This window comes from Amycolatopsis rubida (genome assembly GCF_900115345.1).
GTDB classification, from domain to species: Bacteria; Actinomycetota; Actinomycetes; order Mycobacteriales; family Pseudonocardiaceae; genus Amycolatopsis; species Amycolatopsis rubida.
The window spans coordinates 1,705,845-1,723,429 of the sequence record NZ_FOWC01000001.1 but is presented as its reverse complement, the minus strand read 5'-3'; the positions used below and the strand labels follow the sequence as shown (position 1 = coordinate 1,723,429).

General features: G+C 69.0%; 21 protein-coding genes and 1 riboswitch. Of the genes, 9 read left to right on the top strand and 12 right to left on the bottom strand.

The features are described from left to right. Positions 1–94 precede the first annotated feature (94 nt). Both BM362_RS08490 and BM362_RS08485 read right to left on the bottom strand, forming a co-directional pair. On the bottom strand, positions 95–754 hold the full coding sequence (locus BM362_RS08490) for a LytR C-terminal domain-containing protein (RefSeq protein WP_093572635.1): 660 nt from the start codon (positions 752–754) through the stop codon (positions 95–97). After that, positions 751–1,059: a DUF3263 domain-containing protein gene (locus BM362_RS08485; protein ID WP_067579729.1), complete on the bottom strand. Its 309-nt coding sequence runs from the start codon at positions 1,057–1,059 to the stop codon at positions 751–753. Before BM362_RS08485 ends, BM362_RS08490 begins: the two co-directional genes overlap by 4 nt. Positions 1,060–1,198: 139 nt before the next feature. Here BM362_RS08485 and BM362_RS08480 point away from each other — a divergent pair, with 139 nt between their 5' ends. The 4 genes from BM362_RS08480 (at position 1,199) to BM362_RS08465 (ending at position 4,763) form a co-directional block, all read left to right on the top strand. Beyond that, positions 1,199–1,765, top strand: a complete 567-nt coding sequence (locus tag BM362_RS08480) for a peptide deformylase (protein ID WP_067579731.1) — start codon at positions 1,199–1,201, stop codon at positions 1,763–1,765. A 313-nt stretch (positions 1,766–2,078) separates the two neighbouring features. Continuing rightward, positions 2,079–3,722 carry a phosphomethylpyrimidine synthase ThiC gene (gene thiC, locus BM362_RS08475; protein ID WP_167545228.1) on the top strand — a complete coding sequence of 548 codons (1,644 nt, stop codon included), beginning with the start codon at positions 2,079–2,081 and terminating at the stop codon, positions 3,720–3,722. After that, a complete protein-coding gene (gene thiD / locus BM362_RS08470; RefSeq protein ID WP_093572634.1) occupies positions 3,719–4,543 on the top strand; it encodes a bifunctional hydroxymethylpyrimidine kinase/phosphomethylpyrimidine kinase in 825 nt (274 codons plus the stop codon). Before thiC ends, thiD (BM362_RS08470) begins: the two co-directional genes overlap by 4 nt. A 16-nt stretch (positions 4,544–4,559) precedes the next feature. Then, positions 4,560–4,763: a hypothetical protein gene (locus BM362_RS08465; RefSeq protein WP_067579737.1), complete on the top strand. Its 204-nt coding sequence runs from the start codon at positions 4,560–4,562 to the stop codon at positions 4,761–4,763. Here BM362_RS08465 and BM362_RS08460 read toward each other — a convergent pair. Beyond that, a complete protein-coding gene (locus BM362_RS08460; protein ID WP_093572633.1) occupies positions 4,760–5,767 on the bottom strand; it encodes a phosphatidylinositol-specific phospholipase C domain-containing protein in 1,008 nt (335 codons plus the stop codon). The two genes, BM362_RS08465 and BM362_RS08460, sit on opposite strands and share 4 nt — an antisense overlap. A gap of 112 nt (positions 5,768–5,879) precedes the next feature. On the opposite strand from BM362_RS08460, the gene thiD (BM362_RS08455) reads away from it, so the two are divergent. Further along, positions 5,880–6,713 carry a bifunctional hydroxymethylpyrimidine kinase/phosphomethylpyrimidine kinase gene (gene thiD / locus BM362_RS08455; RefSeq protein WP_067579742.1) on the top strand — a complete coding sequence of 278 codons (834 nt, stop codon included), beginning with the start codon at positions 5,880–5,882 and terminating at the stop codon, positions 6,711–6,713. Here the strand turns inward: thiD (BM362_RS08455) and BM362_RS08450 are convergent. Next, complete coding sequence (locus BM362_RS08450) at positions 6,710–7,141, bottom strand: MarR family winged helix-turn-helix transcriptional regulator (RefSeq protein WP_093572789.1); 432 nt, start codon at positions 7,139–7,141, stop codon at positions 6,710–6,712. The genes thiD (BM362_RS08455) and BM362_RS08450 overlap by 4 nt on opposite strands. Positions 7,142–7,284: 143 nt before the next feature. Further along, the gene (locus BM362_RS08445; RefSeq protein ID WP_067579745.1) at positions 7,285–7,908 is read right to left on the bottom strand and encodes a TetR/AcrR family transcriptional regulator; all 624 of its coding nucleotides are present in this window, start codon (positions 7,906–7,908) and stop codon (positions 7,285–7,287) included. A gap of 57 nt (positions 7,909–7,965) precedes the next feature. Here BM362_RS08445 and BM362_RS08440 point away from each other — a divergent pair, with 57 nt between their 5' ends. Next, positions 7,966–8,946, top strand: a complete 981-nt coding sequence (locus tag BM362_RS08440) for an NAD(P)-dependent alcohol dehydrogenase (RefSeq protein WP_208865115.1) — start codon at positions 7,966–7,968, stop codon at positions 8,944–8,946. On the opposite strand, the gene thiG is transcribed toward BM362_RS08440, so the two are convergent. From thiG to thiO, 3 genes are all read right to left on the bottom strand, one after another. After that, a complete protein-coding gene (thiG, locus tag BM362_RS08435) occupies positions 8,943–9,695 on the bottom strand; it encodes a thiazole synthase (RefSeq protein WP_067579749.1) in 753 nt (250 codons plus the stop codon). The two genes, BM362_RS08440 and thiG, sit on opposite strands and share 4 nt — an antisense overlap. Positions 9,696–9,697: 2 nt before the next feature. Next, positions 9,698–9,898, bottom strand: coding sequence for a sulfur carrier protein ThiS (gene thiS / locus BM362_RS08430; protein ID WP_037361904.1), 201 nt, complete (start codon positions 9,896–9,898; stop codon positions 9,698–9,700). Further along, the gene (thiO, locus tag BM362_RS08425) at positions 9,898–10,983 is read right to left on the bottom strand and encodes a glycine oxidase ThiO (protein WP_093572630.1); all 1,086 of its coding nucleotides are present in this window, start codon (positions 10,981–10,983) and stop codon (positions 9,898–9,900) included. The genes thiS and thiO overlap by 1 nt, the downstream gene beginning before the upstream one ends. Further along, a riboswitch (TPP riboswitch) is annotated at positions 10,980–11,086 on the bottom strand. Its footprint overlaps the gene before it by 4 nt. A gap of 30 nt (positions 11,087–11,116) precedes the next feature. On the opposite strand from thiO, the gene thiE reads away from it, so the two are divergent. Continuing rightward, complete coding sequence (thiE, locus tag BM362_RS08420; protein WP_093572629.1) at positions 11,117–11,782, top strand: thiamine phosphate synthase; 666 nt, start codon at positions 11,117–11,119, stop codon at positions 11,780–11,782. 64 nt (positions 11,783–11,846) lie between these two features. On the opposite strand, the gene BM362_RS08415 is transcribed toward thiE, so the two are convergent. Then, positions 11,847–12,629 carry a hypothetical protein gene (locus tag BM362_RS08415; RefSeq protein ID WP_093572628.1) on the bottom strand — a complete coding sequence of 261 codons (783 nt, stop codon included), beginning with the start codon at positions 12,627–12,629 and terminating at the stop codon, positions 11,847–11,849. A gap of 154 nt (positions 12,630–12,783) precedes the next feature. On the opposite strand from BM362_RS08415, the gene BM362_RS08410 reads away from it, so the two are divergent. Next, complete coding sequence (locus tag BM362_RS08410; RefSeq protein ID WP_093572627.1) at positions 12,784–13,728, top strand: threonine ammonia-lyase; 945 nt, start codon at positions 12,784–12,786, stop codon at positions 13,726–13,728. A 397-nt stretch (positions 13,729–14,125) separates the two neighbouring features. On the opposite strand, the gene BM362_RS08405 is transcribed toward BM362_RS08410, so the two are convergent. Beyond that, positions 14,126–14,812, bottom strand: coding sequence for an SDR family NAD(P)-dependent oxidoreductase (locus tag BM362_RS08405; RefSeq protein WP_093572626.1), 687 nt, complete (start codon positions 14,810–14,812; stop codon positions 14,126–14,128). An 88-nt stretch (positions 14,813–14,900) separates the two neighbouring features. Between BM362_RS08405 and BM362_RS08400 the strand changes: the two genes are divergently transcribed. Beyond that, complete coding sequence (locus tag BM362_RS08400) at positions 14,901–15,332, top strand: MarR family winged helix-turn-helix transcriptional regulator (protein ID WP_067580196.1); 432 nt, start codon at positions 14,901–14,903, stop codon at positions 15,330–15,332. On the opposite strand, the gene BM362_RS08395 is transcribed toward BM362_RS08400, so the two are convergent. Continuing rightward, positions 15,300–16,067: an NAD(P)-binding domain-containing protein gene (locus tag BM362_RS08395; protein ID WP_093572625.1), complete on the bottom strand. Its 768-nt coding sequence runs from the start codon at positions 16,065–16,067 to the stop codon at positions 15,300–15,302. The two genes, BM362_RS08400 and BM362_RS08395, sit on opposite strands and share 33 nt — an antisense overlap. A gap of 18 nt (positions 16,068–16,085) precedes the next feature. After that, on the bottom strand, positions 16,086–17,585 hold the full coding sequence (locus BM362_RS08390; RefSeq protein ID WP_093572624.1) for an MFS transporter: 1,500 nt from the start codon (positions 17,583–17,585) through the stop codon (positions 16,086–16,088).

Below are 17,585 nucleotides of genomic sequence, written 5' to 3'. Positions count from 1 at the left end.
TCGCTACCGCCGCGGTGCCCACCCGCCGGACAACGCCCGCCGCGCCCCGCACACGACAAAGCCCGCGCCGTAGCGCGGGCTGTCGCGAACCGGGTCAGCTGCCCTGGTGACCGCCGGGCTGGTAGTCCTTCGTGATGATCACTATCACGCCAGGGCTCGAGTTCTGGATCCCGTCGAACCGGGGCTGGGCCTGGAAGCCGAACTCCTTGGCCAGCTGCTTCGCGGCGGCCTCCTCGTCGGTGCCCGGCCGGAAGTAGGCCGTGGTCGCCGGGATGGTGCCCTGCGCGTAGTTGCCGACCTCGGCGACGTTCCAACCCGAACCGCGGAAATCGGCGGCGGCCTGTTCGGCGAGGTGCTTGACCAGCGAGTTGTTGTAGACCCGCAGGGTGACCCACTTGTTCGAGGCCTGCTGGTCCGGGCCCGCCTGGCCCGGCTGTCCTGGCTGCTGGCCCGGCTGGCCGCCGGGCTGCCCTGGCTGGCTCGACGCCGGGGCCGAGGAAGCGGCGGACGACGAGGGCGGCGCCGACGAAGCGGGCGACGACGGCGCGGAGCTGGGTGCCGAGGAGGAGGACGACGGCGCGGAAGACGAGCTGCCGGGCGCGGTGGGCTCGCCGGACGTGCTCGGCCCGGCGTTCTGGTCTCCGCCCGTGTTGAGCACGGTGACCCCGCCGATGACGGCGGCGACGACCGCGACCCCGATCAGCGCGACGCCCGCGGCCTTCAACGGCCGGGACAGTCCTGAGAAGACGCTCATGACAGCTCGATCCCCAACCGCCGGGCCCCGCGTTTGCGCTGACGGGCGGCGCGCGTTTTGCGCAGCCGCTTGACCAGCATCGGATCGGCCGCGACCGCCTCCGGCTTGGCCAGCAGCGTGTTCAGCAACTGGTAGTAACGGGTGGAGGACAGTCCGAAGCGCTCCCGGATGGCGTTCTCCTTCGCCCCGGCGTGGCGCCACCACTGCCGCTCGAACGCGAGAATGTCCAGTTCGCGTTCGGTCAGGCCACCGACATTCTCCGGCGGCGACGGCTGGTCTCCAGCCATCGACTCCGCGGCGTCCATGCGGTCCTCGCAATCGGTGTCGGCAGTCCTTCCGCGGGCGTCATTGAACCACGGAACCCATGCTCGACATGGGCATCCGACCCGGCGCGTCACGGTCCGATCCAGGTGTAGCAGAAGGGTCCGACTAAACTCGGCGTCCGTGACCGTCCACCCCATCTGCATCGCCGGCGAACCCGTGCTGCACCAGCCCACGCGCGAGATCACCGAGTTCGACGACAAACTCGCCACTCTCGTCGAGGACATGTTCGAGACCATGTACGCGGCCGAGGGCGTGGGCCTCGCGGCCAACCAGATCGGGCTCGACCTGCGGGTGTTCGTATACGACTGCCCGGACGACGAGGGCGTCGAGCACAAGGGCGTGGTGGTCAACCCGAAGCTGGAGACCTCCGCGATCCCGGAGACCATGCCGGACCCGGACGACGACTGGGAGGGCTGCCTGTCCGCCCCCGGCGAGTCGTACCCGACCGGGCGCGCCACGTGGGCGAAGGTGACCGGCTTCGACGTCGAGGGGAATCCGATCGAGGTCGAGGGCACCGGCTACTTCGCGCGGTGCCTTCAGCATGAGACCGATCACCTCGACGGGTTCATTTACCTCGACCGGCTCGTCGGCCGCCACGCGCGCGCGGCGAAGAAGATGCTGAAGAAGAACAAGTGGGGCGTGCCCGGCCTGACCTGGCTGCCGCCGAAGGAACCGGCAGACGCCTGACCCGCTTGACCACAACCCCGAGATCGCGCTGGTTTCTGGACTGAGCGAGGGAAGAAATCAGCTCCCCGGCGGTCTCGGGCACCCCCGCGGAGCCGGGGCAATCAAACACGGCGCCGCACTGGGCAATCAAACACAACCCTTGTGCCCGACCAAGGCGCCATGGCATCGTCGGACGGGCAACCTCAACCGAATGCAACGCGGGAGCTCGCGCCTTGGCGGGCTGAGAGGGTGGCTGGTGTCCATCTCGCGGACACCCGGCGTCACCGACCGCATGAACCTGACCGGGTAATGCCGGCGTAGGGAGTGAACGTCGTTGACGACGCTGGAAAACCAGGGTGCCATCGCCCCGTCCGTCACCACCGGGCCGATCACCGGCTCGCACAAGGTCTATCACCGCACCGAATCCGGACTGCGGGTTCCGGCGCGGCGGATCGACCTGTCGAACGGGGAGCATTTCGACGTGTACGACACGTCCGGGCCCTACACCGATCCGGACGCGAACATCGATGTCCACAATGGACTGCACCCGCTCCGCTCCGGCTGGGCTGACGGGCGGGAGCCGGGCACCCAGCTGGGCTGGGCCAAAGCCGGGGTGGTCACCCGGGAAATGGAGTTCATCGCCGCGCGCGAACGCTGCACGCCGGAGTTCGTGCGGGACGAGGTCGCCCGCGGTCGTGCGGTGATTCCGGTCAACCGCAAGCATCCGGAGACCGAGCCGATGATCATCGGCAAGAACTTCCTGGTGAAGATCAACGCCAACATGGGAAACTCGGCCGTCTGGTCCTCTGTGGAGGAAGAGGTCGACAAGATGGTGTGGGCCACCCGCTGGGGTGCGGACACCATCATGGACCTCTCCACCGGCAAGCGGATTCACGAGACGCGCGAGTGGATCATCCGCAACTCGCCGGTACCGGTCGGCACCGTGCCGATCTACCAGGCGCTGGAAAAGGTCAACGGGGAGCCGGAAAAGCTCACCTGGGAGATCTACCGCGACACCATCGTCGAGCAGTGCGAGCAGGGCGTCGACTACGTGACGGTGCACGCGGGCGTGCTGCTGCGCTACATCCCGCTCACCGCGCGCCGGGTCACTGGCATCGTCAGCCGCGGCGGGTCGATCATGGCCGCCTGGTGCCTCGCGCACCACCAGGAATCCTTCCTGTACACGCATTTCTCCGAGCTGTGCGAGATCCTGCGCGAGTACGACGTCACGTTCTCCCTCGGCGACGGCCTCCGTCCCGGCTCGATCGCGGACGCCAACGACCGCGCCCAGTTCGCCGAACTGGAAACCCTCGGCGAGCTGACGCACATCGCGCGCGAGCACGACGTGCAGGTGATGATCGAAGGCCCCGGCCACGTGCCGATGCACAAGATCAAGGAAAACGTGGAGCTGGAGGAAAAGCTCACCGGCGAGGCCCCGTTCTACACGCTCGGCCCGCTCGCCACGGACATCGCCCCGGCGTACGACCACATCACCTCGGCGATCGGTGCGGCGCAGATCGGCTGGTACGGCACGGCGATGCTGTGCTACGTCACGCCGAAGGAGCATCTCGGCCTGCCCAACCGCGACGACGTGAAGACCGGCGTGATCACCTACAAGATCGCCGCACACGCCGCCGACCTCGCCAAGGGCCACCAGTACGCGCAGGACTGGGACGACGAATTGTCCAAGGCCCGCTTCGAATTCCGGTGGAACGACCAGTTCAACCTGTCGCTCGACCCGGACACCGCGCGGTCCTTCCACGACGAGACGCTCCCCGCGGAGCCGGCGAAGACCGCGCACTTCTGCTCGATGTGCGGGCCGAAGTTCTGCTCGATGCGGATCACCCAGGACGTGCGCAAGTACGCCGAGGAGCACGGTCTGTCCTCTGTGGAGGCGATCGAGGCGGGCATGGCCGAGAAGTCCGCGGAGTTTTCCGAGCAAGGCAACAAGGTCTACCTGCCCGTGGTCAACCAGTGACTGTCACCCCGCGTACCGCCCTCACCATCGCCGGCTCCGATTCCGGCGGTGGTGCGGGCGTGCAGGCGGACCTGCGCACGTTCTTCGCCAATGGAGTGCACGGACTGGTCGCACTCACCGCCGTTACCGTGCAGAATTCGCTTGGCGTGCAAGGGTTCTCCGAGATCCCGGTCGACGTCGTCACCGCGCAGATCAAAGCGGTCGCCGAGGACATGGGAGTCGACGCGGCGAAGACCGGCATGCTCGCCACCGCGGAAATCATTCAGTCGGTGGCGAAAACGCTGGATGAAGTCCACATTGGACGCACAATGGACACGCCGTTCGTGGTCGACCCGGTGGCCGCGTCGATGACCGGCCACGCGCTGCTGCGCGAAGAAGCACTGGAAGCGATCCGGACGGAACTGTTCCCGCGCGCCACGCTCATCACGCCGAATCTCGACGAGGTCCGGCTGCTGACCGGCGTCAGCGTTACCGACGCGGCGAGTCAGCGCACGGCCGCGGAAGCGTTGCTGGAGTTCGGTTCCCAGTGGGTTCTGGTCAAGGGCGGACACCTCTGCGACACCGCCGACTGCGTCGACCTGCTCACCGACGGTTCGGCGATAATCGAGCTGAGCGGACCGCGCATCGACACGGAAAACACCCACGGCGGCGGCGACACCATGGCGTCCGCGATCACCTCGTCGCTCGCGAAGGGCGCGGACGTGCCCACCGCGGTCGCGGAGGCGAAGCGGTTCATCGAACGCTGCGTTATGGAGGCGTATCCGCTCGGTGCCGGCGTCGGCCCGGTTTCCCCGTTCTGGCGGCTCGCGAATCCGCGGTGAATGCGACACTGGCCGGATGAGCGAAACACCGGAAGCGTTGTGGGCGAGGCTGCCGCTTGAGGTCCAGCACGCGGTCGACGGCCTGGTCACCGAGCACCGCACCGCTTCGGCGGTCAAAACGATCCGCAAATCGGGCGTCACGCCCCGGCCGGGGATCGCCGAAGCGCAAGCGGTGTACCAATACCGGATGTCGGTGCTGAAACCGCCGCCGCGCTTTTAGCCGCGTGCGTCCACGGTCGGCAACACGGTCGTGAGGCCGGTCCAGTCGGACGTCACCACGGACGCGTGCTGCTTGGCCAATTCGGCGACGCGCTGTGTCGCCTGGTCGACGGTCGGGTTGTGGTCGTCGATGGCCGGCGCGACGTTCTGGGCGTCCGTCAGCACCACGTAGTAGTGGTTTTCGTCGTACCAGGACATTCCGGCCTTCGCGAGCCATTCGCTCGCGTCTCCGTCGAAAACGACAAACCACGGTTTCTGCTCCGCGGCGTATTTGTCGCGCGGATCGCCGCCCGCGGCACCGTGCACAGTCGGGAAGATCTGCACCGAGTTCAGCTTCCCGGCTGCCTTCTGGTCCAGCAGATAACGGGCGTACTCGACATCCGTGTGCAGCGTGTCGGTCGGGTTTCCCTCTTCGACGGTGCCGGGGATGATCTCGGTGAGCACCTTGCCCCGCAACGCGTCCAGCGCCGGCCAATTGTCCGCTTTGGACGCTTCATCCAGCGTGGCGTGACTGCCGAGAAGATCCGCGGGCGTGAACACCGCATCGCCGAGGTGATCGCGGAACGCGGCGTCCAGCTGGGCCGGGCCGAGGCCGGTATTCGCCGAGAAGCCGGTCTTCATTTCGATCTTCAGCGTGAGCGGCCCGCGGCCAGGATGGGCGCCAAGCCAGATCCGGACGTCGTCCAGGCACGATTCGAGGTCCTTGTTGGTCCCGCCGGAGTAAAGGTCGGCGCCCGTGTGCGCGTCGACGCAGTTGTTGCCGTTGCCCAACGGGTTGGAGTGGCTGACCTTCCACTCGTGGGTGAACAAGTCCGGCCAGACGTCGAGTTCGAGCAAGGACGAGCCGTTGTCCAGCGCCTGCGCCAGGTACGGGTACGCGGCCGGATCATAGGTGTTGTGCACGCCGACCGTGGTCACGTGCGAGAGCTTGGGACTGTCCGCGCTGGCGACCCCCGGTACCGCCAACGTGGACAAGAGCAGGAGACCGGCCGCGGCGAGCTTCACTGATGTCTCCTTCGTCACGGGGACCAGTACGAACGCTTACTGTGCCATCGTGGTGGACTGTGCATGAAGCACAGTTGCCTCAATGGACCAGACCAGAAGTCGGAACGCGCACATGACTGAGAACCCGAGCCCGCCCTCCGCGCTCACCATCGCCGGATCGGATTCCGGCGGAGCCGCCGGACTGCAGGCGGACCTGCGGACCTTCCTCACCTGCGGAGTACACGGCCTGGTCGCGGTCACCGCGGTCACCGTCCAGAACACGCTCGGCGTGCACGACCGCGCCGACCTCCCGCCGCACATCGTCGCCGGGCAGATCGAGGCGGTCGCGGCGGACATGGGTGTCGGCGCGGCGAAAACCGGCATGCTCGCGTCCGCGGAGATCATCCACGCGGTCGCGGCGGCCTGTGACAAGGCCGGGATCGGACGCGACGGCGCGATCCCGTTCGTGGTCGACCCGGTGGCCGCGGCGATGACCGGCCAGTCGCTGTTCGACGACAACGGCCTTGCCGCACTGCGCGACGATCTCCTGCCGCGCGCCACCGTGCTCACGCCGAACCTGGACGAGGTGCGGCTGCTCACCGGCATGACCGTGACCGACCGCGAAGGCATGCACGCCGCGGCCGTCGTACTGCACCAACTCGGCCCGAAGTACGTGCTCGTGAAGAGCGGGCACCTGCAGTCCGACCCGGAATGCGTCGACCTGCTCTTCGACGGTTCGACCTTCGTGGAGCTGCCCGGCCCGCGCTGGCGAACGCCGCACACGCACGGGGCTGGCGACACCATGGCATCCGCGCTCACCGCCGGGCTGGCCAAAGGCATGCCAGTGGTCGAAGCGGCGCGCTACGGCAAGTGGTTCGTCTCCCAGGCCGTCGAACACTCCTACCCGATGGGCGCGAAAGTCGGCCCCGTATCGGCGTTCTGGCGACTCGCCCCGGAAGAGCGCTAGCCCTCGTCGGAGATCAGGGCTTCCAGCGCCGGCAGCGCGGCGATGATCGACTCGCGGGCCTCGGGCGTGAGCCGGTCGAGACGGCGGTTGAGTTCCTGCACGCGGGTGGACCGCACGCCGGAGACGAGGCGTTCGCCTTCCTCGGTGGCGCGGGCGAGCCAGGCGCGCCGGTCGACCGGGTCGGATTCGCGCGTGACGTAACCGGCCTCCACCAGGGTGGCCACGATCCGCGACATCGTGGCCGCCGCGACGCCTTCCTTCGCCGCGAGGTCGCCGAGGCGCATCTCGCCGAAGTGGACGAGCGTGGCCAGCGCGGAGATCGAGCCGTGCCCAGGTCCGGGCACGCCCGCCTGCCGAAGCGACCGCGAAAGCCGCCCCACCGCTAGGTACAACCGGCCCGATACGTCCTGGACCGAGGAAAGAGTCACGATCGGCTCCTTCTGACGCTGGTGCCCGCCGCTGGGTGCGCCGGAAAGGGTGCCGTCAACCATACGGCGTACCCGTGCTCAATCCGTGTCAAGCGCGGGCGAAATCACCACAACCCGTCTATTTGCGCAGCTTGGCCGCCCGATTAGAGCACCGACACGTCGAGCGGAAGCTCCGCGGGCGGCGGCAGCGGCGCGGCGGCCTCCGTACGGAACGACTGCAGCAGGTAGCCGGCGAGCCGACGCGACGCCGCGGGTGCCGCGGCTCCCGCGCCCGATCGCAGCCCGGCGTTCGCCAGCAAGATCAACGACAGGTCGGAAACCGCGAAGTCGGCCCGCAGCGCGCCCGCTTCCCGCGCCCGGCGGATCAACTCGGTGAACGCCTGCACCGCCTGGTCCCGCAGCTGTCCGAAGGCGGCTTGATCCGGCAGCGCGGTCACGATCGCGGCGGAGAAACCGTGGTTGCGCGCCTGCATCGAGCACATTTCCTCGATCACCCGGCAGAACCCGCGCCACGGATCGGGATCGGCGAGCGCCTCGTCGAGCATGCCCGCGCATTCGGCCATCGGCTCCGCGAAGGCTTCCGCGACCAGGTCGGCCTTGGTCGGGAAATGGCGATACACGGTGGCGACGCCGAGGCCGGCGCGGCGCGCCAGCTCGCTCATCGACACGCCCAGGCCTTCGGCCTCGAACGTGCGCTCGGCGACCTCCAGCAGGTGCGCGCGATTGTGGGCGGCGTCGGTGCGCAACCGAGTCGATCTTTCCGGCACTCTCTCACTTTAGGTGAATCGGAAGACCCTTTCCACTTTCCGTGCTAGAAGTGGAACATGCCTTCCACTTCGATGCGAGCGATCGTCTACGACCGTTACGGACCACCGGAAGTCCTGCGCGAGACCGCTGTTCCGACGCCAGTGCCCGGTCCCGGCGAAGTCCTCGTCCGGGTGCGCGCGCTGACAGTCAACGGCGGCGAACTCGCCATGCGGTCCGGGAAGCTGCTTCCATTCAGCGGCAAGCGTTTTCCCAAGCGGATCGGCGTCGACCTGGTCGGCGAGGTCGTCGAACCCGGGACAAGCCGGTTCGCCGCAGGCGATCTCGTCTGGGGCGGCGGGCGGCGGATGGGCACCGCCGCCGAGTACTACGCGCTGGCCGCCGACCGGCTGGACCACGTGCCCGCCGGGCTCGATCCCGCGCAGGCCGCGACGCTGCTGGCGGGCATCACCGCGATCACCGCGCTGCGCGACAAAGCCCATCTCAAGCCGGGCGAACGCCTGCTGGTCCGCGGCGCGACCGGCGGGGTCGGCTTTGTGGCCACCCAGCTCGGCAAGGCGATGGGCGCGCACGTGACCGGCCTGACCAGCGCCAAGAACCTAGAACTGGCAAGAGAACTCGGCGCGGAGGTCGCTCTTGACTACCGGGATCCGGGCGACCTCGGGAAGTTCGACGTCATCCTCGACACGGTCGGCCGGGACCTCGACCCGTTCCGGCGGCTGCTGACCCCGCGCGGACGAATGGTCGCGATCGCGTTCGACCTCGACCATCCCGTCCGCGCACTCGGCTATGTCGTGGCGAACTCCCTGCGCCCCGCCCGCTGGGTGCGCGGGTTCAGCGGAAACCCCAAGGCGGATCTGCTCGCCGACCTGAGCCGGTGGGTCACCGCCGGGCTGGTGCGACCGCTGGTGGACCGGGTGTTTCCGTTCGCGGAGATCGCGGAGGCGCATCGGGCGCTTGAGGGAGGCGGGGTGCGCGGCAAGGTGGTCGTGAGTGTTCATCCCGGTGAGAACCAGGATGAACACTCACGAGGCCGCTAGCGAGGCGGACTGGACGCCTGCGCCCAAAACCGCTGCGGCACCCTCCCCGCGCCCCGTGCCAAGTACCCCGCCTCGACCGCGCTCCGCATCGCCAGCGCCATCCGTTCCGGATCCGCCGCCCGGGTCACCGCGGTCGACAGCAGCACCGCCGAGCAGCCGAGTTCCATCGCCAGCGTGGCGTCCGACGCCGTACCGATCCCCGCGTCCAGCACGATCGGCACCGACGCGCGCGAGACGATCAGCTCGATGTTGTGCGGGTTCCGGATCCCCAGCCCGGTACCGATCGGGGCACCGAGCGGCATCACCGCCGCACAGCCCGCTTCCTCAAGGCGGAGGGCGAGCACCGGGTCGTCGTTGGTGTAGGCGAATACCGTGAAGCCGTCCGCCACCAGGCGTTCGGCTGCTTCGAGAGTTTCCAGCGGATCGGGCAGCAGGGTGCGGTCGTCGGCGTGCACCTCAAGTTTGACCAGGTTCGTTTCCAGCGCCTCGCGGGCCAGCTGAGCGGTGAGCACGGCCTCGGCCGCCGTCCGGCAGCCCGCGGTGTTGGGCAGCAGCTCGATGTCCAAACGCCGCAACAACTCCAGTACCCCGGAGCCGCCCTCGGCGTCAGCGCGGCGCATCGCCACGGTGGTGAGCTGAGTGCCCGCCGCCACCAGCGCTCGTTCCAGCACTTCGAGATTCGCCGCGCCACCGGTGCCGATGATCAATCGCGACGACAGCTTGTGTTCGCCGATGATCAGGTCGTCCATGCTCAACCTCCTTGAACCGCGGTCAGCACTTCGAGCTGCGCGCCCTTGGGCACGACCGCTTCTTCCCATTCGCCACGCCGCACGACCTCGCCGTTGACCGCGACGGCCACGCCCCGGCGTTCCGCTCCCAGCGCGTCGAGGACCGCGGAAACGGTGCTGTCGTCGGGGAATTCCCGCCATTCGCCGTTGACCTTGATCTCCATCAGACTCGCTCCTTCTCGACCAGACGGGAGGGCGTTGCCGCGGCGACCTCCGGCGGCGGGGCTTCGCCGGCCAGCCACGCGACCACAGCGTCCGCAGTCGCGGGTGCCATCAGCAAACCGTTGCGGTGATGCCCTGTCGCCGCGTACACGCCTTCGCTCACTTCGCCGATGTACGGCAGAGCGTCGCGGCTCGCAGCACGCAGTCCGGCGGCGACTTCCACCAGCGCGTACTCCGTGATGCCGGGCAGAATACGTTCCGCGCCTTCCAGCAGCTCACGTACGCCGCGCGCGGTGACAGCCTGATCGAAACCGGCTTCGTACTGCGTCGCGCCAAGGACCAGTTCGCCGTCTTCTCGCGGTACCAGATAGATCGGCCGTCCCTCGACCATCGCGCGCACTGTGTACGGCGGAGGCGGCAGACAGCCACGACGCGGACGCAGCCGCAGAATCTCGCCCTTCAGCGGGCGTACAGCATGCTCCAGCAACGGATGCAGCTGACCGGTCCACGCCCCCGCGGCGAGAACCACCGGACCGGACACTTCGGAAAGACTCTGGAGCCGCTCGCGCCGGAACTCGACCCCACGCTTCGCAGCCGCGTCGCTCAGCGCCATGAGCAGTTTCCGGTTGTCCACGGCTAAATCACCCGGCACGTGCAGGCCGCTGCGCACCGCACCGACGCCCGGCGCGAGCCGCTTCGCCTCGCGACCGGTGAGCGTCTCGACGTCGCGACCGAGCGAACGCAGGTACCCGGCGAGAATGTCGAGGTGCCCGGCATCGGCGCTGTCGAACCCGACGACGATCGTGCCGTGCTCGGCCAGCCCGGGATCGGTGCCTTCGCCGGCGAGGTCGCGCGCGAAGCCAGGCCAGCGTCGCAGCGACTCTTCCCCCAGGCTGAGCACGGCTTCCTCACCCGGCCACGCCTCGGTGACCGGCGCGAGCATCCCGCCGGCCAGCCAGGACGCCCCGCCGTGCACGGGATCCGGGTCGACAACGGTGACACGCCATCCGCGAGCGGCCGCGCGCCAGGCAACGGACAGCCCGATGACGCCGCCGCCGACGACAGTGACGGTTGTGGTGGTGTTCACAGTGGAATCACGCTCCCTGCGCCGGCATGACCCGGATCAGGTTCCACGGTCGGAGCGGCAGCTCCCTCTCAGCCCGTTGCCTCGGGCTCCCGTGCGGACTCCCACACCGTAGCGCGCGGGTAACGTCACCGCCATGCCTGCCTTGACCGGAGACCAAATTCGCACCCGGCTAGCCCGCGCCCGGCTGTACCTGTGCACCGACGCCCGCGCCGCGCGAGGCGACCTCGCCGAGTTCGCCGACGCCGCGCTGGCCGGCGGCGTGGACATCGTGCAACTACGGGACAAGACCGGCGGCGCGCCGCTGGAGGCCAAGCAGGAAATCGCGGCGCTGGAGGTCCTGGCGGAGGCCTGCGTCCGGCACGGAGCGCTGCTCTCGGTAAACGACCGGGCGGATGTGGCGTTGGCCGTGGGCGCTGATGTCCTGCACCTGGGCCAGGACGACATCCCGGTCTCGCTCGCGCGGCGAGTTCTGGGCGACGACGTAGTGATCGGCCGATCCACCCATTCGGAGGAGCAAGCCGCAGCAGCCGCCGCCGAGGACGGCGTGAACTACTTCTGCACCGGCCCCTGCTGGCCCACCCCCACCAAGCCCGGCAGGTTCGCGCCCGGCCTGGATCTGGTCCGCTCGACCGCGGCGAGCAGCACCGAACGCCCCTGGTTCGCCATCGGCGGCATCGACGAAACCCGCCTGCCCGAGGTACTGGACGCAGGCGCGACCCGCATCGTCGTCGTCCGAGCGATCACCGAGGCCGAGGACCCCAAAGCCGCCGCGCAGACCCTGCGAGCCCACCTCCGGTAACAGCCCACCCAGCCATCGAGGGCGCCCGGCCCCTGTCTCGAACCGTCAGCGCACTCGGGCTTCACTACTCATTCGCGTTGGACGGAACCGCGGGCGCAGTAGGCGTCTGACTCGCACTAGGCTCCCGCGAACCAGTCGACGGCTTCGACGACGAAGACGGCGGCTGAGTCTGCTGAGTCGCCTGCGAAGACGGCGGAGCACTAGGCTCCGTAGTCGGCGAAGACGTCGGATCGTTCGATCGAGACTCCCCAGTCGGCGGCACCTGCGGCTGGCTGCTCGGCGTGTTGTCCGGATGATCGTCCTGGTGCTGGCTCGTATCCGGCTGCCGGGGAATCAACCCGGTGGAGACATTCCCCTTAGTCGTCCAGTCAAGCCCCAGCAGAACAACCAGCGCCACGACAAACGCGACCGCACTCGACGCGATGATCAACGGCCACCGCATCTTCCGAAGCTTCTCGCCCAGCCCCTCGGCCTTCTCCGGCTCAGTTGGACGCAACCGAACCGTAGGCATGTTCGCCAAGTCAGCAGCAGCCACCTGCATCGTCGCCGCATCCCCGGAAGCGGACTCCCGCACCGCCTCCACCGGCACCATTCCACCCCGGCTGCGCCGAGCGGCCGTCTCCATCGCCTTCCGCGCAGCGTCGCGAGTGCGCTGCAAGGACCGCAGGTACAACTCGCCGCCGACAGTGCTGACCACACTGGCCACCCCGGCGCCGATGACTGTTCCCGCGACCCCCAGCGTCGAACCCAGCAACGCGGCGGTGACCGCCGCGAGCGCCGCGGCGAGCACCGAGGACATGCGGAGTCTCTTCTTGTCCTCCGCGGTTTCCTTCTGCTCCTCGCTCATGATTCCGATCTGATCGTTTCCCAGCCGTCTTCCCTGCTTCTTCAACGGTTAAGTCGCCTGAGGTGCTCCCTTCGTTGCCCCGGCGTGAGGGACGCCACGTTGACTGTCCACAATGGATAGACTAAAGCTCACACTTTCCTGACATACTCATCCCATGCACCTCGTGACGATCTCCGACATCGAAACCGCGGCCGGACGGCTGAAGGGCACCGCGGTGCACACCCCGTTGCTGCGCCAGCTCTGGGTTCCCGGCGAATTCTGGGTGAAACCCGAGAGCCTGCAACCGATCGGCGCGTTCAAGATCCGCGGCGCGTACAACGCGATCGCCGCACTCACCGACGCCGAACGGGAACGCGGCGTGGTCGCGTATTCGAGCGGCAACCACGCGCAAGCGGTCGCTTACGCCGCGCGCGAATTCGGGATCACCGCGGTGATCGTGGTGCCGGACGTCACTCCGCGGCTGAAGGTCGAAGCCACCCTCCGCTGGGGCGCGGAAGTCCGCGAAGTGCCGATCGCGGAACGGGAATCGGCGGCGCTCTCCCTCGCCGAGGAACGCGGCCTCACGCTGATCCCGCCGTTCGACCACCCGGACATCATCGCCGGGCAGGGCACCGTCGGACTGGAGATCGCCCAGGACCTCCCCGACGTCGAGACCGTGCTGGTCCCGGTCAGCGGCGGCGGGTTCGCCTCCGGGGTCGGCGTCGCGATCAAGGCGAGGTGCCCGAACGCGAAGGTATACGGCGTCGAACCGGAACTGGCCGCCGACACCGCCGCCAGCCTCGCCGCGGGCGAAATCGTGGACTGGCCCATCACCGACCGCGCCCGCACCATCGCCGACGGCCTGCGCGCGCAACCGTCCGAGCTCACGTTCGCACACCTGCGGCAGGTCCTGGACGGCGTGATCACCGTGACCGAGGACGAAATCCGCGACACCGTCCGCGCGCTCGCCCGGCAGGGCCGCCTGGTGACGGAACCCAGCGGGGCCACCGCACCGGCCGCCTACCTGCACCACGCCGACGAACTCCCCGGCGGACGCACCGTCGCGGTCGTTTCCGGCGGCAACATCGATCCGGCGACGCTGGCCGAACTGCTCGCCTGACCGAGCGCCCCGATGCCCAGGTCAAGCACCGCCGCGCGGAACGCCTCCGCGGAGGGCGGCGACGGGCAAGGCGGAGCACCCAATGCGGCGTTCGGTGCGTCCCACGCACCCAATGAGGTTTTCCCGGTGGCGCGGTGAGCGGCGGTTTCGCGGCAGCAGTGCTGGTCGGGGCCGCTGCGGCGTACCGCCGACGAGACGCGCCGGGCGGCTTTTCTCCCGCTGAGGTCCCCGGAGCCGTGCGCGAAGCTGCCGCTGCCCCTGGTCGAGCTGGCGCGAACGTCTGCGAGACCACGCGACCCGGCCGGACGCCGCGCATCGCCACAGCTACCGAAAAACCCGAATGCGACATTCGGTGCATCCCACGCACCCAAAGCGACGCTGGGGCGCTTGAGGCCGGTCACCAGTTAACAGTCTGCCCCTGCCGGTCCAGGTAGTGCAGCCCGCCCTTGCCCGTCCAAGCCTCGATCGTGTCGGCGACTCCGGGGATGCTCTCGTCGATGGTCAGCCGCGCACCGGGCCCGCCCAGGTCCGTCTTCACCCAGCCTGGCGCCATGAGCAGGAGGGTGCGCGGGTCGGCGGCGTGCCGTGCGGCAAAGCTGCGCATGAGCTGGTTCAGCGCGGATTTGCTCGCCCGGTAGACCTCGAAGCCGCCGTTCGTGTTGTCGGTGACGCTGCCCTGGCCGGACGACATCACACCGATGGTGCCCGTCGCCGGGACCAGGTCTTGCAGGGTTTCGACGACACGCATCGGACTCAGCGCGTTAGTCACCATGACCTGGGCGAAGTCTTCGGTGGACACGTCGGCGAAGGTCGCCGAGGGGTCGGTCGTGTAGTTGGTTCCGGCGTTGACGAACAGCAGGTCGAACGCCGACCCGGCCAGCCGCTCGCGCAGCGCCGCGACCTGCTCGGGCACCGCGATGTCGACGGTCTCCACCACCAGGTCGCGCCCGGTCAGCTCGTGCAGCGCCGACGGCGTGCGCTCGGTCGCGGCGACCTGCCAGCCCCGGCTGAGGAACTCGGCGGCGAGTGCGTAGCCCAGCCCTCGCGACGCCCCGATGATCAACGCGCTCTTGCCTGCGGTCATGACTGCTCCCTTAGCTATCAATTGATAGCTAAGCTACGTCGCCGAGGAGATACCTGTCAAACGATAGGCATTGGGCTACGCTGGCCGGGTGAAAGACGAACGGCTCTTCGAGCTGGCCGACCTGATCCTCGCGGTGGCCCGGCACATCAATGCCGCCAAGGAAGCCAACGCCGAGTCGGGAACGCCGCTGGAAGGCGCGGTGATGCGGTTCGTCGACCGGCACCCCGGAACGACGGTCAACGCCGCGGCCGAGGCCACCCAGATGATCTCCAGCAACGTCAGCCGAGCCGTCCGGGGCCTGGAGCACAAGGGCCTGCTGCGCCGCGAAGCCGATCCCGACGACGCCCGCCGAGTGCGGCTCTACCCCACCGAAAAGGCGGCGGAAAACCTGCAACGGCTGCGCGCCACCTGGTCCAGCCTGCTCGACGGAACCTCACCGGCAGAGACCAGCGCCTTGATCGCCGCCCTGCGAAGCATCGAGACCCGGCTAGTCGCCCGATCCCGGGACGGCACCCCGTAGGCGAGCCAGCACCGCGTCCAACCCCTGCCGCACCGTCTCCGGCATCCCCTCAGCCCGCAGATGAGTCAGCAACTGCTCGTTGATCCCGCCCGGAGTCAGGTGCCGGGAGGTCAGCTCCGCCAGCGGCCCGCCCTCGGCCAGCGACTTCCCGACCTGCGCGAACACGTGCGTCACGTACGCCGAAGCCACCTCGGCCTCAACCCCCTGCGCGACCATCCACCCGACGATGGTCGCCAGATAGTCCAGGTGCGCGGCGAACGTCGACGTGGCCGCGCTGAACGCTTCCAAGCTCGGCTCGTCGCGAGGGACCACCACCCGGCCGACGCGCTCGAACAGCTCCCGCGCGACGGAGTCCTCCGGGTACATCGCGGTCAGGCTCTGCCGCCGCGCCGCCTGCGGCAACGGAATCGACCGCACCACCCGCGAAGCCGGCGCGACCCACTCCCGCAGCTGGTCCACTCGCACCCCGGCCACCGCGCTGAGCACCACGTGCTCCGGCCGGAACGTCAGCTCGTCCACCACTTCGCGCAGCACCGGCGGGCGCACCGCCAGCACCACGGTGCCCGCCTGATCCAGCACTTCCTGGTTGCTCGAACACACCCGCACGTCCGGATACCGCGCGGCCAGTCCCGCGCTGATCTCCCGCGAGCGCGGCGACAACACCACCGGCAGACTCCCGTCGAGCCCGGTCACGATGGCAGCGGTCAGCTCCCCGGCACCGACAAACCCCAGCACACTTCCCCCACCGAAAGATCAGCGATGCCCACCCGGATGGACGTGCGTGGGCGGCCCTTCCACCCCGCAATGCAAACAGTCCCCGGGATGCGGCGAATCGTCCGCTTCCCCGCCGCCGAGCACCCCGTTGTGAATTCCCAACGCGATCAGCCCGCCGACAATCGCCAGCACCGCGCAGATCACCAACGCCGTCTGCCACCCGGCCGTCAGCGCGGTCGGATCGCGATAAGCCGAACCAGTCAAACCCGCCGCGGCGGGCAGCACCGCCACCGCCAGAAGTCCACCCGATCGGGCGATCGCGTTGTTGACCCCGGACGCGACCCCGGCGTACCGGTCCGGCGCGGCGGCCAGCACCGTCGCGGTCACCGGAGCGACCACAGTGGCCAGTCCCAGCCCGAACACCACCACCGCGGGCAGCACCGACCCGAGGTACGACGACCCCGGCCCGACCCGCGTCAGCAGCAGCATCCCGACGCCGACCACGATCGGTCCGACCACCAGCTGCGGCCGCGGCCCGATCCGCTGCGCGAGCGCCCCGGACCGGCCGGACAACAACAGCATGAGCACCGTGATCGGCAGTCCGGCCAGCCCGGCCAGCGTCGGCGAATAACCCAGCGACACCTGAAGCTGCAGAACCAGCAACATCATCACGCCGCCGAGCGCCGCGTACACCACGAAGGTCAGCGCGTTCGAGAGCGTGAATGTCCGGTCGCGGAACAGCGAAGGCGGCACCAGCGGTTCGGCAGCCCGGTGCTGGAGCCAAAGAAACAAGCCGAGCCCGGCGACACCGACCGCCAACGCGACCAGCACGACCGGATCGCCGATCCCGCGCACCGGAGCCTCGACCAGCGCACCGGTCACCCCGGCCAGGCCGAGCGCGCCGACCGCGGCGGCGACGTAGTCCGGATGCCCGGTCGCCGCGGTATCGCGCGACTCGGGCACGAACCGCCGCGCCATCAGCACGACGATCACCGCGAGCGGCAGATTGATCAGGAACGCCAGCCGCCACGACCACGCCTGCACCAGCAGCCCGCCGAGCAGCGGCCCGACCGCCGCGGCGATCCCGCCGAGCCCGGACCACGAGCCGATCGCCCTTGCCCGGTCCTCGTGCGAGAACGACGACTGCAAGATCGCCAGCGAACCCGGCGTCAGCAACGCCCCGCCGATTCCCTGCAGCACGCGGAACAGCACGAGCAGTTCGGTCGACGTCGCCGCCGCGCACAGCCCGGACGCGAGCCCGAACCACACGACGCCGATCAGGTACACCCGCCGTCTGCCGTAGCGGTCGCCGAGCGACCCGGCCACCAGGATCAGCGCCGCCAGCGCCAGCAGGTAGCCGTCGAGAATCCACTGCAGACCGGCGACCGACGCGCCCAGCTCCTCGCCGATCCGGGGCAGCGCGACGTTCACGATCGTGCCGTCGAGCATCGCCATCCCCGAACCGAGGATGGTCGTCCAGAGCACGCCGCGAGCAGCGGGCGTGCCCCAGCGGATGCCGGTGTCCCCCGCGGTGGTCAC